15 protein-coding genes and 1 tRNA gene are annotated in these 16,531 nt (G+C 53.0%); 7 read left to right on the forward strand and 9 right to left on the reverse strand.

Annotated elements, in window-relative coordinates; genetic code table 11:
• The first annotated feature begins 32 nt into the window (after positions 1–32).
• The gene (locus tag JSO19_RS03770) at positions 33–521 is read left to right on the forward strand and encodes a hypothetical protein (RefSeq protein WP_270909836.1); all 489 of its coding nucleotides are present in this window, start codon (positions 33–35) and stop codon (positions 519–521) included.
• 44 nt (positions 522–565) lie between these two features.
• On the opposite strand, the gene JSO19_RS03775 is transcribed toward JSO19_RS03770, so the two are convergent.
• Positions 566–677 (reverse strand) — tRNA-Ile (locus JSO19_RS03775).
• A gap of 91 nt (positions 678–768) precedes the next feature.
• Between JSO19_RS03775 and JSO19_RS03780 the strand changes: the two genes are divergently transcribed.
• Both JSO19_RS03780 and nrdH read left to right on the forward strand, forming a co-directional pair.
• A complete protein-coding gene (locus tag JSO19_RS03780) occupies positions 769–1,698 on the forward strand; it encodes a tyrosine-type recombinase/integrase (RefSeq protein ID WP_270909837.1) in 930 nt (309 codons plus the stop codon).
• Positions 1,699–1,910: 212 nt separating this feature from the next.
• The gene (gene nrdH, locus JSO19_RS03785) at positions 1,911–2,141 is read left to right on the forward strand and encodes a glutaredoxin-like protein NrdH (RefSeq protein ID WP_217132323.1); all 231 of its coding nucleotides are present in this window, start codon (positions 1,911–1,913) and stop codon (positions 2,139–2,141) included.
• Positions 2,142–2,244: 103 nt separating this feature from the next.
• On the opposite strand, the gene JSO19_RS03790 is transcribed toward nrdH, so the two are convergent.
• Positions 2,245–3,366, reverse strand: coding sequence for a sensor histidine kinase (locus JSO19_RS03790; protein ID WP_270909840.1), 1,122 nt, complete (start codon positions 3,364–3,366; stop codon positions 2,245–2,247).
• 348 nt (positions 3,367–3,714) lie between these two features.
• On the opposite strand from JSO19_RS03790, the gene JSO19_RS03795 reads away from it, so the two are divergent.
• From JSO19_RS03795 to JSO19_RS03805, 3 genes are all read left to right on the forward strand, one after another.
• Complete coding sequence (locus tag JSO19_RS03795; protein ID WP_270909841.1) at positions 3,715–4,395, forward strand: response regulator; 681 nt, start codon at positions 3,715–3,717, stop codon at positions 4,393–4,395.
• A 122-nt stretch (positions 4,396–4,517) separates the two neighbouring features.
• On the forward strand, positions 4,518–5,060 hold the full coding sequence (locus JSO19_RS03800) for a hypothetical protein (protein WP_217132328.1): 543 nt from the start codon (positions 4,518–4,520) through the stop codon (positions 5,058–5,060).
• A gap of 93 nt (positions 5,061–5,153) precedes the next feature.
• Positions 5,154–5,525 (forward strand): hypothetical protein, encoded by a 372-nt coding sequence (locus JSO19_RS03805; protein ID WP_270909842.1) that lies wholly within the window; start codon positions 5,154–5,156, stop codon positions 5,523–5,525.
• A gap of 526 nt (positions 5,526–6,051) precedes the next feature.
• Here JSO19_RS03805 and JSO19_RS03810 read toward each other — a convergent pair.
• From JSO19_RS03810 to JSO19_RS03840, 7 genes are all read right to left on the reverse strand, one after another.
• Complete coding sequence (locus tag JSO19_RS03810; RefSeq protein ID WP_256448957.1) at positions 6,052–6,735, reverse strand: SOS response-associated peptidase; 684 nt, start codon at positions 6,733–6,735, stop codon at positions 6,052–6,054.
• Between the two features lie 56 nt (positions 6,736–6,791).
• Positions 6,792–7,616, reverse strand: coding sequence for a hypothetical protein (locus JSO19_RS03815; protein WP_270909845.1), 825 nt, complete (start codon positions 7,614–7,616; stop codon positions 6,792–6,794).
• A 14-nt stretch (positions 7,617–7,630) separates the two neighbouring features.
• Entirely contained in the window at positions 7,631–7,981 is a 351-nt protein-coding gene (locus JSO19_RS03820) for a hypothetical protein (RefSeq protein WP_270909847.1), read from the reverse strand.
• Positions 7,982–8,078: 97 nt separating this feature from the next.
• Entirely contained in the window at positions 8,079–8,717 is a 639-nt protein-coding gene (locus JSO19_RS03825) for a hypothetical protein (protein WP_270909849.1), read from the reverse strand.
• Between the two features lie 116 nt (positions 8,718–8,833).
• A complete protein-coding gene (locus JSO19_RS03830) occupies positions 8,834–9,961 on the reverse strand; it encodes a hypothetical protein (protein ID WP_270909850.1) in 1,128 nt (375 codons plus the stop codon).
• On the reverse strand, positions 9,961–10,452 hold the full coding sequence (locus JSO19_RS03835) for a hypothetical protein (RefSeq protein ID WP_270909852.1): 492 nt from the start codon (positions 10,450–10,452) through the stop codon (positions 9,961–9,963). Before JSO19_RS03835 ends, JSO19_RS03830 begins: the two co-directional genes overlap by 1 nt.
• Entirely contained in the window at positions 10,449–11,462 is a 1,014-nt protein-coding gene (locus tag JSO19_RS03840) for a hypothetical protein (RefSeq protein ID WP_270909853.1), read from the reverse strand. Before JSO19_RS03840 ends, JSO19_RS03835 begins: the two co-directional genes overlap by 4 nt.
• Before the next feature lie 1,123 nt (positions 11,463–12,585).
• Here JSO19_RS03840 and mobF point away from each other — a divergent pair.
• The gene (mobF, locus tag JSO19_RS03845; protein ID WP_270909854.1) at positions 12,586–16,515 is read left to right on the forward strand and encodes a MobF family relaxase; all 3,930 of its coding nucleotides are present in this window, start codon (positions 12,586–12,588) and stop codon (positions 16,513–16,515) included.
• Positions 16,516–16,531 lie beyond the last annotated feature (16 nt).

The raw sequence follows: 16,531 nt of genomic DNA on the forward strand, positions 1-16,531 counted from the left end.
ACAAAGGCTTGCATGGCTGGTCGTCTAAGAGCATGCTTGACAAGTTTTGGAAGGCCAGAAGAAGGGCAAAGAACGACTTCTTTCACGTCCTGACTCCAAACGAGAGCTGGAAAAAGACGACGGATCCTTTCAACGGCAAACAACTCTTGTATCCCCCGTCCTACTCTCCGGAAGATGCGATCTCACGCGCGGCAAGAGCTCGCGCAGGCAGACTGCACGAAATTATCCTCTACCCTGAGCACGGAAACGAGTGGCCACTCTGGGACACCCTTGCGGGCTGGACTTCCTCGCCCGAGGTCTACGGCCTCAGCCAAGCACTAACCGACGACATCTCCTCCTGGATGCAAGAGTGGCTAACCCCTGCAAACATCAATATGAGTCGCCCACATCCCGACAAATACGTTATGCTCCCGCGTTCATGGTTCGCAAAAGGCGACGAGATCGCAGACCGCATTGCCCGCGAAACGTGGCACCTCGGGCACGTGCTCTCGCGTTTCAGAGGAACCGCGAAGCCATATTGACGAAAGAAACCCCCGGCTCCGAAGAACCAGGGGTTTCTTTGATGTGGGCCCAGCCGGGCTCGAACCGGCGACCCGCGGATTATAAGTCCGATGTATCTGACGTGATCTTTGTAGATTTCCAACAGAAAACACTTGAACCGACGACACACCTGGCCCGCTGACGCTTTCATGCATAGCTCTCGACGAAATTAAGGAATGATCTTTAGCCGGGGAGGTTAATTTCTCGTCAGATAGAAAGTAGAAAAACGTGGAGTGGGAGACTTCCCTAACCAAATACTCAAAGTATCAGGCCGCTGCAGGACTAAGCGAACGAACCATAGCTGGGCGCGACGAATTATTACGCAATTTAATCAGCTTTAGCAAAGTCAGACGCCCACAATTAATAACCACTGAGGACCTGCTCGATTTCTTGAATCGTCCCCATTACAGGACTGGCGGCCCTTTATCTCCCGGCACCAAGCAGGTGGAACGTTCATATTTGCAAAACTGGACACGGTGGATGCATCAATCTGGCTATATTGCTTACGATCCGGGCTCACGTCTTCCACGCGTAAAAGTACCCAGGAGACAAGCCAGACCTCTCAGCATTGAGCACATCAACGCCTTGATGAATTCAGATATTCGACAGGCGACCCGGGACAAGGTAACTATTCTTGCGAACACCGGCTTGCGCATCGGGGAAGTCGTGAGAATTAGGAAAAGCGACTATGACTGGCATACAAACTCTTTCCACTCATCCCGCAAGGGCGGGCTCATCCAAACCATCCACGCAAATAGCGCGGTGCAAGAGGTCGCTCAACGAAAGGCCAAAGAACGGTCTGAATGGTGGTTTCCTTCACCGTACACAAGCAGTCAATTTCCTAACGGCGGCGGACACGTCCTCATGAAAAGTGCCAGTACGGCAATCTCTAAAGCGATGCGAAGAATCGGGATAACCGACACAAGATTGACAACGCATTCATTGAGACATTTTTATGCTTGTATTTTACTGGCACAGGGTACGCAGCTGCACGTTGTTCAACAACTTCTAGGTCACGCTTCACTCGCCACGACCCAGCTATACATACAGGTCGGCGAAGAAGAGCTGAAGCAAGCCGTGAGCCAGCTTCCGACAATCGGTCAGCGAATCCCCGATTCTCACAATACTGATTCGAGAAACCAACTACTGACAGCATAACGCCATGTTTTTGCGGAAAGCCTGCGGCATTCTACGGGCTCCGCGACTCCGCACAACCACTTTCGCGGCATATCCTCACTCGCTGCGCTCGCTCCGGTATTCCACGGTTGGTTGCACTCCATCACTACACCCTCCGAGGCACAAAGTGCCTTTCCGGCAAAAACATGGAGAGGGAGTGCGCACAAAGCGTATTCAAGAGACTGGAGGACTAAATGCAAACCGTAACGATCTACACCACACCCGGATGTGCACAATGCGACATGACCAAACTCGCATTAACTAAACGCGGTATCGAATTTGAAACTGTAGAACTCGCACAAGATGCTGAAGCCCTGGAGAAAGTTAGAAGCCTCGGATATTCAGCTGCCCCTGTCGTTCTAACTAACACAGATCATTGGTCAGGGTTTCAGCCAGACAAAATCGCGGGTATCCCGAATTATTGATCTGATCGAACGACGACCACCCCACCACCCTCTGTTGTCTACGACATCCCAGAGGCAGTACCCTCCGAGGAGCTTTTCCCCTGCCCTGGGGTGCTTCTTTTCATTATGATTTGGGAAGAATGGCTTCAACCGACCATCCATCATTCGTTACAGTCACTTTGAATTCACCCCCAAGGAGCTGAACCCGCTCTTCCATTCGACGAAGTCCATATCCCGACGAGTTGGAAGCAACACCTGATTTTTCTGTGGCTGTTGCATTCCACACCCCGAGCCTCACCTCAAAGTCCAGGGCTTCTAACTCAATTCGGACCGTCTCAGTCCCCGGAGCATGCTTCATGACGTTGGTCACACATTCGTTAAATACATGACCAAGAGTGGACTCCACAATTCGCGACAGTCTTACTTCGCCCAAACTCTTAGTTTCCACTTGAACTCCTGCAATACGGAAATCTTCAGAAATCTTTTCAATACGCTCTTGAATTCTAAAAGAATTGGGAATTATCGTTTGTGCAATGTCCTGACTACTGTCCATAACACGCATCATACGTTTCACATCAGTCATAGCTTGAACAGCTGCTTCTGTGATCGCTCGTACGGAGATGTCTCGGTCGTTCTCATTGCCTGGGAGGGTAAGCACTCGTGTATGCATGAGAAGAACGGTTATGTCGTGCGCGACTACATCGTGTAATTCGTCAGAAATTCTCTCGCGTTCGTTTGCAACCGCTTGTTCAAGTTCACGCTGCAGCCTATCGACATCAGCATTCAGAACAGAAACTCTGTTTCTCTGCAGACGTAACACCCAACCGATAAGTCCTGAAGTCACACCAATTGCAAACAAACCGAGAGAAGCGCCAGGAGTAATTCCTTGTTCAAGTACCTCTGCAATGACCATAAACCCAATGGTCAATGAGCTGTAAACGGTAGCCACCCAGCGCCTGCAGCAAAAGAAAACAAGTCCAGTTGCAAGTGCTAGAACAAAAACGTAGGGACCCCCTACGTTAAGCACGAGAGCAGCTGAAGCGAGAAGACTTAGAGAAACTGCAGCGCTTAGCGGATGCCAGGCAAAGAGCAAAATTGCCACAAACACGAGAACGTCCAACTGGCCTGTTGGTGAAGGCTCACCGTCTGAAAATAGGAAAAGAACCAAATTCGCTAGGAAAGCAATAATCACTACAACGACCAAAATGGCGCGCGCCGAACTCGACATCCTGTCATCAGCCACCACGTTAGACAGTCCCATCTTTCTGTGCAGGGAAAACCTCCCCGCTCAAGGCTATTGATGTTTCTCTGTCTATTATGCTCTGGGCCTTACAAAAACAGATTTGTCACGCGCTGAGTAAGTGGTTCAGGAACAAATTCCAAACATTTGGCAGAGCCACTCGAAGAACGAAAGTTGCAGTGGAGCAATAATTTTAGTGCCAGAGAACATAGAGCAGCGATCCGATCGTCAAAAATGAGGTTGTCACCCCTCATGTTCCAGGTAGAGTCACCAAAAGAGTAGATACCTAAGTCTCTATGATTGATGACCTTTCGTGCCTGTGCGCAATTTGCCGACCAGGTTAAACTCTTCAAGATGGACGCTATTCGGGTACTGATCGTAGACGATGAAGCATTAGTTAGACATGCTCTGCGCATTTTTGTAGAAGCCGATCCAAGGACTACCGTCGTCGGTGAGGCTCATGATGGCCTGACCGCCTTAGGGATTATGCAGTCTGCTAATCCCGATGTTATTCTCATGGATATTCAAATGCCAGGCACAAACGGTGTCGAGGCGACAGAAGAGATCGTTTCAAAGTATCCGGGGACAATAGTCCTGGCCCTAACGACATTTTCTTCCGAGCGTCACGTTGTTTCGATGTTGCGCGCGGGGGCTGCTGGCTATCTTGTAAAAGATACGGAGCCACAAGCGATGATCCAAGCCATCGTAGACGTACATAGTGGCCGGTCGGCACTCTCACCCCAGATATCGAGAGCTCTCGTTTCTGCTGTGCAGAACCCAGAGAACCGGCAATTAGTGAAGGGACAGGGGCTTACGAAGCGGGAGCTCTCAATCGTACGATTGTTAGCGAAAGGTATGTCTAACCTTGAAATTGGGGACGAGCTCAACCTGGCAGAGACAACTGTTAAGGCAAACTTTGGTCGAATTATGGCCAAATGGCATGTTCGCGACAGAGTTCAGGTACTGATCTACGCTACGCGGATCGGAGCTATCTCACTCGCAGAGATCTTTGACGAAACAAAACCAAGTACCTAAGTTTCTACCGCGGCATGTTGTGTGCATTAAGACTAGGGAAGCCGGCCACTCCGGTTCCGGCGCTTTTCCAGTTGAGATCACTGTTTTGATCTCTTCACATTACTCCGAGGAGAGTGAGAACGATGAGCGTTTTGGCTCTAAGTGAAGACAAAAAAGTAAAGGCGTTTTCTGGTTTGAAAGCCCTAATCGCCGCAGTCGTGACGATAGTCATGGCGCTGGCTTTAGCAATGATGCCTCAGAGCGGTGCCCAGGCCGCAAGTCCGCAGATTAAACAAGCGGAAGACTTCTACGGTGTCCAAGTAGAAGAATTCGAAGACGGCTCATTTGCAATGACTGTGGAGGGTAGTACCACCACAGTGACGATCGACGACGAAACGCAGTTGATGACCGTGACTACTGAGAGTGGGGTAACCGAGACAGTTGACCTCGCTGAGATCGCTAGCGGTGGATCCGCTCTTGAGGTTGACGGACAGGCAGTAGCCGCAGCTGACAGCAACATTGTGTGTTCAGTGATTCTTTATGCAGTGAGCTTGCTGCGTACATACGGACTTGGAGCGATGATTGCCGCTTTGATAGCAGCTGGTGCAGCCGGAGCGGTGGCTCTGGCTGTTGTGTACGCTGTGGGCACAGAAGGGTTCCTGATTTGGGTCGGGACTAAGTGCTAAGTCAGTTGTAGGCGAAATGAGTGGAAGGGTATGCGTCCTATGCGAAACATAAAGAGCAACGCGTCACGGTCGAACCGGGGACTAAAAATCTCGATGGTGACGGTATCTAGCATTGCCATTCTATGTAGCCTTCTATTTGCTCTTCTAGATCAGCCTCTGACTATTGCGTTCGTCTGCGGAAGTGCTCTTCCCGTCCTCGGCGTACTCGCAATTCTGCTGTCAAGGAACACAAATACGACGTTCGCAGATGACACCGCGTGTAAGAGAAGAAAGGCAGGTATTTCAGTTATTTACACGGGCGCTATCTGCGCTATCGCAGGCCTGATCACCTTAATTCTTGATCTAGGTGTCTTGCCTCAACTCCTTCTGTTGATGGGTATTGGCGCTATCGGTGGCGGGGCTCTAGTCTTCAACCAGGCGAAAGACGAGCTTCAGGATTTCAACACAAAATCCAAAGATGGATAATCTACTCATGCACGATTTTCCGATACGGCTAGGTGTCTGACAAAATCGACACTACAATTTATTCCCCAGCAGCACCCCCGACATAGCACTGCGCTACTGCCGGGGGTGCTGCTTTTCACAAAAATCATAATCGTCATATCAGCGCCCTGCCTCATGACCTTTCACCACCACACGATTCACGTAACGCTTATCCCTCGGGATCACCTTATTGCCCCCATAACACCTCCCAGAATTCAGCCAGGAGTGTTATCGCATCAAACATACTTACGAGGAATCGCCATGTTCGTTACAGAAATCAGCCAACCCAAAATCTTAAAGCTGTACGCCGCTTGCAGACTTCACAATCTGGGGAGTAATAACCCGATGCCTTCATCGTCCATGAATATCAGAGCACAGCAAGCCATACGGTAGACCACGACTCCAGAACGGCAGCAGATCATTCTCGACGACATTCAAGAGCTCGAAGCAATGCTCGAACGCGGCGATATTGAAAAGCACGCCTATTTCATCAAGAAACGGGCACTCATCAAACTGCTGTGAGCAGTTCGGGCCCGTCGCCTTTCAAAGGCGCGACCTCATGCTCAACCAGAAGCTCCCCCACGCTGCGTGCCGTCTCGGCGACCATCTCAAACAGCTCCGGCACGCCTTCAACCGCGGGTGAAAGCCAGTCAGCCTGCATCTCGGGCGTCATGAACACAGGAATGCGATGGTGAATGGGCTGCATCGGCCCGTAGGAATCCATCGTGAGAATCGTTGTGGTGAGATGCCAGCCCTCATCATTCCCCGCATCTGGCTCATGCCACCACGAATGAAGTCCAGCAAAGAGAATGGGTTCCTCGGCCAGGTGAATGAAATGAGGCTTACGGGCTGTCTTTTCACCAGTCCATTCGTAATACCCAGTCGCCGGAATCAGGCAGCGGCGCGACTTCGCTGACGCCTTGAAACTCGGCTTCTCAAGCACCGTCTCAACCCGAGCATTAAACAGCGGCGTTTTGGTCGCTAGGGTTTTCGACCAGACCGGGGTGAGCGCCCACCGCGCAGCTTCAGCACGGAAATGCCCCGGCTCTTTGTGATCCTCTAAGAAGACAGTGACGTCCTGCGTGGGCTTGATATTCCAAGAAGGCATCGGCAACTCCGGCGCGAACGAATAAAGCTTGAAGTGCTCTTCTGCTTCTTCGTAGCTCATTCCCATCACAAACCGGCCGCACATGTCTATCCTTTCAAAACGATTGATACATCTATACGAACGGGAATATTGTTGTTCACTTATTCCTCATTACCACGCAAAATACCAAGCCAGGACAAATCTTCAATCTCCACTTTTTTAGCAGAAGTTGTGGAGTTGAGGGAGAGCACACCCAAATACATCACATAAGTTTCTTGCAAATCGTCCATGGTTGAAAAACGATAATGAGCAAGTACTTGTTCAAATAGAGCCTCCTCAATATGGAATGCGTCACTTGGGAAGTGCGAAACGTTGAGGTAATAATTACCGTGGCTCTCTCTGACTTGTTTTATTTTTCCCCAATAAAGCCGGGTTCTGTGAAGGTGGTTTCCCTCAGCTTCGTTCAAAGGCACTACTAAGTGACGAATGCTACCTTTCTTCCCATCTGGAAGACGAAGTGTCACATCAGCTACTTCTTCGAACCTATAAACAACTCCGTTCAGAAGTGAGTTCATATTCCTCTGAGGCACACTTGACTTTTCTCCGTCCAGAACGTGCCGGCGCACTCGTGAAGACCGATTATTCAACCCGTCTTCTATTCCACCAACCTCAGCATTCACCTGGCCCTTCTGCTGGACTGGCACCAACCTGAACTCATTGAACAACGCATTGATTGACGACGTTTCCTCTTCTCCAGGCAGCAGAAGAGTTTCTGCACGTTCAGTCTTGTTGTCACAGCCTTCTTCGTGGCGCGCTGCAAAACAGGGTGCCCGACCATTCCTAGATGCCTTCACGAACCACGCAAAGGCGCCGCAGAGCTCACACTGAAGCGAGGAGCTGAGACTCATCCTCTGTTCGGGGTCAAGATTTTGGAATGCGGCAGCACCGAATGATCTGTTCTCGTTTTCACACCACACTGTGATCATGCAGCGAGCATATATCAGTTCCCAATTAATTCGTAGATTCGCTCGGCAACATCTGGAGAGTCAAGCAAGAGCAAGCAGTACCGTACGTATTGGCTAAAGTCTTCTCGGAGTTCTAACCTGCCCCCGTCCGAGAACGGCTGCATACCGGCTATAAAGTCCCAGGCATATGTATCAGTAGGCAAAGGCTCACTGGTTAGGAACTGCAATCCAGCCTTCATCAGCACTTCGCTTTCATCAGACACTTTCCAGAAGAAGAGCTTCCATGAGTGGAGGCCTCCCGGCTTGATTTGTTCGCGCTCAGCCTCAACTCGCCATGAGTAGGTAGGAACCCATTCTTCGAAAACCGTTTGCCATTGTTCATCCATCTTTTCGTCTCCGATTGAATAACTAAACAACTTTGTTGCTTGGTGAATAAAAAGGGGAGCAGCTTCGAATGCCGCTCCCCTTTCACAGGTCTTTCGTTTACAGTTCTATCTCTGGTTTGCGGCCTCGCGCGAGCAAGAGGCCACCCGCCCCTAGAGCGGCGATAGCCGCCGCCACGACTCCGGTTAGGCCAGCTCCACCAGTGAACGCGAGTTGGTCGCCTGTACCGGCATAGCGTGGACTGCTGTAGGCCACAGGTGCAGCCACGCCCCAATCGCCCGAATAGATGGGTTGAGGTGCAGGCGCAGGTGAAGGTGCGGGTGCAGGAGCTACTGGGCCAGGCGTGGGGCTTGGGGCTGGAGCCGGTGCAACAGGGGGCACTGGTTGAACGGGTTCCACGGGCTTAATAGGTTCTACCGGTTCTACCGGCTTTACCGGCTCTACAGGGGCGACCGGGTCGACGGGCTCCAAAGGTTCCACAGGTTCCACTGGCTCGACAGGGTCGGTAGGTTCGTCCATCATCAATGCTTGCAGAAACACAGGCTCTTGCACTTTGAGGAGATCATCGATGAGTTCTGGGTTTCCTTCTGCTGCTTCGGTAAGTTCGGTGCCGTCATTAAACTCGACAATTCCTTCGTCAGTCTCGAGCGTGATGCCATCAGCGTCTGCGAGCTCGCAAAGCGCGACGAACGCTTTTTCAAGGTCGATTTCGGGAGTTTGCTCTGCAGCGTTTGCCATAGCCCCACCACCGAACGTTAACCCGAGGGTGACTGCTCCACTGACTGCGATCTTTTTGAACATTACGTTCCTTTCGTTTTTGCAATTGCGCCATCAGAAGTGAGCTACAGCGCAGTTCAACTCAGGTCTCGATATGGCAGCGTCTCTAAGGCGTGGAGTTGGCTACCCTTTTCGATGAGATACAGACCGTTTGCGAATTGTCCAAGAACCTGGGTCACGTCTCCGCTTAGCACTGAGGCGCCACTGGGTGAGAACGTCAAAATTTCGGTTTCTGTAGTGTGTCCGCTGAAGCTTTTCTGAAGAGCAACTGGGTCAGCAATCTCTGATGTCAGCAACGACATTTCGCCCTTATTGGTGTCGATGAGGACGCTCGCAAAGTATGCGAGCGATCGGTCAGTGCTGAGCCGCCAGGTTTGCTCGGCCGCATCAACGACTTCGGTCACAGCATGCAACGCCCCCGTCATAACGTCATGGATTGCAAGCAGCTCCACTTCCCCGGCTTCCCACACAACATATGCAAATGCGTCAGTTGCGGCGAGGCGACGAAGCACCCCTGTCGCGTCAGCTGGCGCTACGAGTTTTGTCTCTGAGACTGTCTCGCTTCCCCGCTGCGTAATGATCGAGTTGTCGCCAGCAGTCACCCACATGATCGTGTCGCCTACCGATGTCAACGGTACGGCTCCTTCTTTGGGTGGCGTCACTTCGGTGAGTGTCGCGTCATGCTCTACAACGTTGATTTTTGTTCTGTCGTCACTGATTGTGAACGCGGTGTCGCCTAAAACTCTGACGTGAGTACCTGTGGGGATGTCGCGCTTTGTGAACTCTGTCGCCTCACGTATCCACGTCCATATAGCGTCATCGTTGAAGACAATTACGCCACCATCGAACGCTGTCGCCGCTGACGCGCCACGAGCGTCTTCGAGTGTCGCAACATGTGTCGCGTCACTGCTTGATAGGAGCGTCACGGTGTCATCAGTGAGGACGACAAGCGCGTCAGGGGTCACGACATGTCGCGCCCCTGGTGTCGCGTCAATCGACCAGTTGGTGTCGCTGACGATGTGGGGCTTTACTGTTTCAGGCGTCGCCTCTATGTCGCCACCGGGTAAAGCTCGCATGAACACCACGACGGCTATGACTGCAATCACCAGAGCGATCAGGGCACCCCCGATGATGAAGAGAATGCTTTTCGTTCTGGATTCTTTGGTGAGCTGTTCTTTGGTTTGCTCAACGATTTCAGTATTCATCAGAACGGGTTCTCACTGACTGCATCATCTTCATTGCCGAGAGCTTCCGTGATGAGCTCGGGAATTGCCGCTGCGTCTTCTTCGCGGTGATCGATCCACCATTTCGCTGAAGTGATGAGTCGTGCGGGCTCAACAAATCGTGTCTCAAATGCGTCTTCAGAGGCCCCTTCGGTTTCGACGGCTTCTTCATAGGCTGCTCGCAGTTTTTCGAACCTGATCCGTTTCGCCCACGGAACCTGTTTCGCTGAACCACCAAGCTCTGGGAGCCGTTGCTCTTGAATGTCCGCTTCGATCTCTTTGTTCTGTTCACGTATCCATTCACGCTTCGATTGAGCCTGGAGTCTTCCCTTGTTGGCTTCGTAATAGCAGGTGCCGCAGTCTTGCCTAGAAAGCCATTTCGCGAAGCTTTTCCGGTCTTCTGGCGCTTTGTTCGAGAGGTCTCGATCTTCGGTATGTCCGCACGCGAAGGTGATCGCCTTCATCTCTGTCATTTCTTCGTTTCTTTCTGTGTAGGGGTGAGAGCGATAACACCCTGAGGAGTCGTCAGAATTAAGCCCCTGTTGCTGACCGCCGTCACGACCGTGCCTTTCGGGACCGTGATCGTTTCCACGATCTGTTTCTTTGGGTGCAGGATTGTCGCTCTGGTTTCGGTCGCTGTCACGAACCCTTCCCCGGCCGCTATCGTCATCGGTTGTCCGGTCGGGACTGGGGTGATGGCACCTGCCAGTGCGTCTATGGTGACGTTTGCATAGGCATGGAACGTTTCACCGTGGGTAGAGAGGAAAGGGTGTTCGTCATCGCCCAGCGTCACTGAGTTGCTATCGACAAGGTCACCGGTCGTAATGTCGTGACTGGAAAGTGACGCGGTGTCGCCTTGTCGCCAAAGCCCGTACACATGTTTCTCGTCAGCACCGACGGCACGGTCGAGCTTCATGTCGCCGTCGCTAGTGAGCGGCACGTCGCGTCCACCTGGTGTCGCGTCACCGCGTGCGGTCACGGTGACGCGACGTTTTTCTTCCCACACGACATGGGTTGGCGTCACAGTGATGAGTGTCGCCTCGTTCCCAGGTCGCGTCACTGCCATCATTGTCGCGTCGTCTTTGACGAGCGAGTATTCCTCCTTCGGGGACACGGCGACAGCAATGCCGCCTCGCGACAACAGTGTCGCTTTCGCGTCGATGTCGCCATGTCGCCACCCGGTGTCGTCACTCCATACGGACAAGGTGTCGTGTCGCTTCACCACGAACCCGGTCGATGTCGCGACAGCCGTGACCTGGGCCGTGTCGCCAGGCGACATCGCGTGTCGGTCACGCATGTCGCCTGTCTCCACGTCATACACTGTCGCGTCATTTGGCGTCACCAAGAGCAGCGCGTCGCCGGTGTCGCTCGCAATAACGTGTGTCGCTTCCCCGGCGATAGCCCATGCCGGTGTCGCGTCATATCCTTCAACGTCGACGGTGATGTGTCGCGCATTTGCTTGCGCTAAAGAGATTCGGGTCACCGGCGTAGCTGTCGCGACAGACGGGGCCGGTGTCGCTTTGGTGAAGTGTGTGACGCCGACGCCAGCGAGCGTGACGCAAGTCAGTGTCGCGACAGCAACACCTGCCTTGATGAGCGCTCGGCGGTGAGCATCGCTTCTACCCGGTCTGTCGCTTTCTGATCTTTCGTTTGGCTCGTCAGGGGTTTGCAATGTGCGCCGTGGCGAGTCCGGGCCACTGTTACTCGTGTCGAGGCCACAGTTTCGGCAAAGCACCCCTTCAGCTTCATCTGGGGCGAAGGTTGTCTCATCGCAAAAGGAGCAGTAATAGCCGCGTTCAACGACTCTCAGTTCTGTTGTTTCCACACCAGTGAGATGTGGATAGCTGCGCAAGAGAGGAGGACGAATAGCCTGCCTCGGTCGTCAGCCGCATTCAACCAGCGCTCTCAACCAACCGCAACGCCACACACCAAATCCCCTACACCGACTTTTCTCTTATGCCCGATCTCTCCACCAGCTCTCTTTCTCTATCGGCATCTTTCGCTGCCTCTCTTCCGTCTCATTCTTCGCCGGAACTTCTCCCTACACGACTGGCACTCGCGGAAAGTGCGTTCGTGCTCGCGTCCCATGCACTGCGCAGCGATTCACTTCTGGGAAGCGAAATGACGAACAACTACGCAGACTCGAACAGCCCCAAGCTGTCTCCTTCGCCTCACAGACGAAACCCTCGTCAACGCGGAAAGGTGGTGTATTTCAAAGACGGGAAATGGGTGAAACGGTGTGCGCATTGCGATACACAGTTCAACACTCCAGCGAAACAGAGCTTGTATTGCTCATCTGTTTGTCGACGCAAAAGCGAGGCAATAGCAAAGGGCATCAGCGCATGGATTAACAGCCGTCTTGTCACACACTGCGCCAACGAAAAATGTGGAAATGATTTCACTCCGGTGAACCGTCAGCATCGGTTCTGCTCCCCAAAGTGCCGCTCTGCGCATTGGCGAACCCAGGGCGCTCTTGCAGCATCGAAAAAATGCGCCGAGTGCAGGAAACCTTTTCTTCCAGTACGTATCTCGCATCGGTATTGCAGCAACAAGTGCAGACGCGATGCACACAGAAAACTCACGGCAGAGCAGAACGGAGCAAACTCATGATGACAATGACTCGAATAGGGGCAAGCCGTGACGCGTGGGGCTACCTCCTCAACACGGTCGTCGATGCTCAGGGCGAAGAACGTGCTCATTCAAAAAGCTCTTACTACACAGGGGATGGAACACCACCGGGAAGTTGGATTGGCCAAGGTGCGGCTACGCTCGGGCTGACGGCAGCTCACCCAGCCTCAGAGAGTGAACTCAAAGCATTGTTTGGTGAGGGTGCACACCCGGTCACCAAAGTACCTCTTGGTCGCGGCTTTGACGTATCCACCTCGCTCGAGGAGCGCGTTCAAGCCCGGCTCACGCAAGTCCTCACAGAAGCATCGGAGCACATTGCTTCCGTCGACGTCGACAAGCTGGCAACAGAAATTACTCAAGAAGAACTCCAGAAACCGCAAAAAGAGTCGGTCGCCGGTTTTGAGTTTGTTTTCTCCCCGCCTAAAAGTGTGTCTTCATGGTGGGCTATAGCTGACCCGGATCTTAAATCGACGATTCAAGAAGCGCATAGCGCGGCTATCGCGTCAGCCGTAGCGATGCTCGAAACAGATGTGGTCCGCACTCGTACTGGGATGCAAGGTATCGCCCAAGTCGAAACGAGTGGAATCACTGCTGCCCTCTTCGACCACTGGGATTCCCGTGAAGGAGACCCACAACTTCACACACACATGCTTTTGTCGAACAAAGTACAGGCTGCCGACGGAAAATGGAGAACCATAGACTCTCGTGCGCTTTATCCTGCTGTGTCCACGGCTGGGGCTCATTACGACACTGTACTCATGGATGAATTGTCTCAGCGGCTTGGGGCTGATTGGACCACGCAAGATGTGCTTGAGCACCCTCAGGAATATCAAGCATGGCTTTCTCGTCAACGGAGAGTAGATTCGCCTGCCGGACGGTTCCAGTTTTCTCTAGACCGAGGAACGAAACGCGGCTCTATTAAATGGCAACTAGCGGGTATCCCTCACAGCCTCAATGCAGAATTTTCACAACGCTCTGAGGCCATTCGAGAGGCGAAAGAGAAACGCATAGCTGACTATGTCGCAAAGCATGGACACGCTCCATCCCCCCAGCAGATCATCAAGTTCAGGCAACAGGCGACGCTCAGTACCAGAGGCGCGAAGATTATCCATTCGTTGAAAGACCTCACGCAAAGCTGGCGTCAACGCGCGAAACCACATATCGGTGATTCATTTTTGGCAGCAGACCGGCTCGTCAAAGAAGGAGAAAAACGACTCGCAGATTACCCGCTCTGGTCTTTCCGTCAAGACGATATTTCTATCGAAGACGAAGAGGAGGCGGCATCCTTTGCGTTGAGTGTGCTTGCAGAAGAACGCTCCACTTGGCGACGCACGAACGCAGAAAAGGCAGTGTATGACGCCACCGCGCACTGGAGATTCCGCTCTGACGCTGACCGGCGCGAGACTGTGAAACGCATCACTGAGCGGGTACTTTCGAAAGCTGTACCGCTTACCCCTACAAACACCCGACGAACACCGACCAGGTTCCAGACACAGGATGGGGCCACCCATTTCCAGCCAACGGCTCACGACCTCTACACCACAACAGAGGTCTGGGACGCAGAGGAGCGACTATTGGAAGCCGGAAGAAGAACTGACTGGATCACCGTTGACGAACAGATCGTGACGGGCCTGATAACCGCACCCACTGGCGAAGAGCAGCTCATTCTTTCGGCCGACCAATCAGAAGCCGTCACGAACATCACGCAGTCGGGAAGGCTCGTTGACGTTCTCGTGGGACCGGCAGGCGCAGGGAAGACGACAAGCCTTGAAAAGCTCCGCGAGATTTGGGAAACCCAGTACGGACCGGGCAGTGTTCGCGGTCTTGCCCCGACTGCTCGCGCAGCAGAAGTCCTCGCAGAATCTCTCGGCATCGCAACCGAGAACACCGCTAAGTGGCTGCACGAAACGAACCAGGGAACGAGCAGCCGTGAGGGGTTCAACTATTCGCTGAACGCTGGCGATCTCCTTATCGTAGACGAAGCATCTATCGCAGGCACCATCGCGCTCGATACTCTCCGGTCCCAAGCCGAAGAGGCTGGAGCGAAGCTTCTTCTCGTGGGCGACTGGGCACAGCTTGCAGCAATCGACGCAGGCGGAGCTTTTGGTCTCCTTGCAGCTGACCGTCCAGACGTCGCAGAACTCTCCTCAATCCATCGGTTCAAAGCTGACTGGGAAGCGGACGCCTCCAGGCTTCTCCGACTCGGCCGCAGCGATGGTCTCGAAGCGTATATTGAAAACGATCGTATCGAGTGGGGGCTCGACGAAACAATCATTACTGCCGCCGTTGACGCGTGGAAACATGACGAGACGACACCGAAGAGCGACAGTGACGCGACACTCACGTCGCTCCTCATCGCGCCAACAAACGACATGGTCGAAAGACTCAACGACATCGCACGCCAATGGCGCGTCAGTATCGGTGCTGTTGACGCTTCAGAAACTGCAGAGATTGCATCGGGTGTCGCGTCACCAGGCGACAGAATTGTGACGCGACAAAATGCTAGACACCTCAAAACTGACCATGACCGCTGGGTCAAGAACAACGACGAATGGGTGATTAAGGCCGTCGATCAAAAAACTGGCGACATTACTGTGTCGTCTGGAGAAGAGACAGTGACGCTTCCTGCATCATATTGCCGGGAGCATGTACAGCTCGCCTACGCGACAACAGCGCACCGTTCTCAGGGCCGAACCGTCGACACAGCCCACACCATCGTTGACAGCAGCGCGTCACGAGAAACGTTCTATGTCTCCATGACGCGAGGCAAAGCACTCAACAAGGCCTACGTCATCATCGACGAGGAAGGAGCCCTTGGCGAAAAGCAAAACACTGGCATGGTGAAAACTTGGAGGGAAGTACTCGATGGAGTGTTGAAGCAGCGCGGGGGAGACCTCGCTGCACACGACACACAGAAACTCGAAGCAGAACGCTTGGGCTCCATCACCCAACTGTATGCCGAATACCAAACGCTCATGAGCCACGCTTTTGCCGAGGAATGGCTCGACGTCCTCAAACAACTCAATGTTGCGACAGATGAGTCAATTGATCTCCCCTCTCTCGGTCCCCTCATGGCAAACATGAGCCGAATCGAGAAGTTGGGTTATGACGTTCCTGAAACACTGAACAACTTACTCACAACGAGAGAGATTAGCTCGAGCCACGATCCCCTTTCAGTTCTGCATTGGCGTACCAAACAGTTTGTCGATGCCGCTGCAGAGAACAGTTTGCATGGACACCGGTTCGCGCCATTGCTCGATCAGTTCGATATTCAGTTCAATGAAGGCACAACGCATCTACAAGAGCGCCGTTTCTACCGGTCGCTCGAATTGCTCGAACGTTCAGGACGAGATGCTGAAGAGGAACTTCGCGAAATTCTGCTAACTACCGATCGGGCGAGTATCGCGAATCTCACTACTTATCTCAGCTCACGCATAAATCGGCTCGGAGTCAGTGACGAGCACGGGTCACTTGGCTCTCTGAAGAGCCATGCAAACGTTCAACTCAAGGTTGCTGGTCTGCTCGACGTTGCACCGCAGGTTCGAGATAACGACTTCTTAGCCGCTCTGAAAGATCGAGAAGAAGCGATCCAGCTTCGAGCTGAACTGATTCTTGATACAGCCATCGCAGAAGACCAACCGTGGGTGAAAGCTCTCGGAGAGCCTTTGCCAGGAGGCGAAGCCCAGTGGAGGCAGGATGCGGTTCGGGTTGCGTGTTATCGCGACCTTTACGGTGTCGATAGCCACCACCTAGTTGGGGCTCCAGAGCCACAAAACCATGTACGGACTGAACATCGCAACATGGCGTTTGCGCCTTTCCGTGACTCATTTGAAGCCGTTAGACAGCAGCAGAGCACAGCAGGGCACTTTATCCACGAAGAACAGCAGTCACGACAACTCCGCTACTAGCCAAAGAAAAAGCGGG

Source organism: Leucobacter sp. UCMA 4100 (assembly GCF_027853335.1).
Lineage (GTDB): Bacteria > Actinomycetota > Actinomycetes > Actinomycetales > Microbacteriaceae > Leucobacter_A.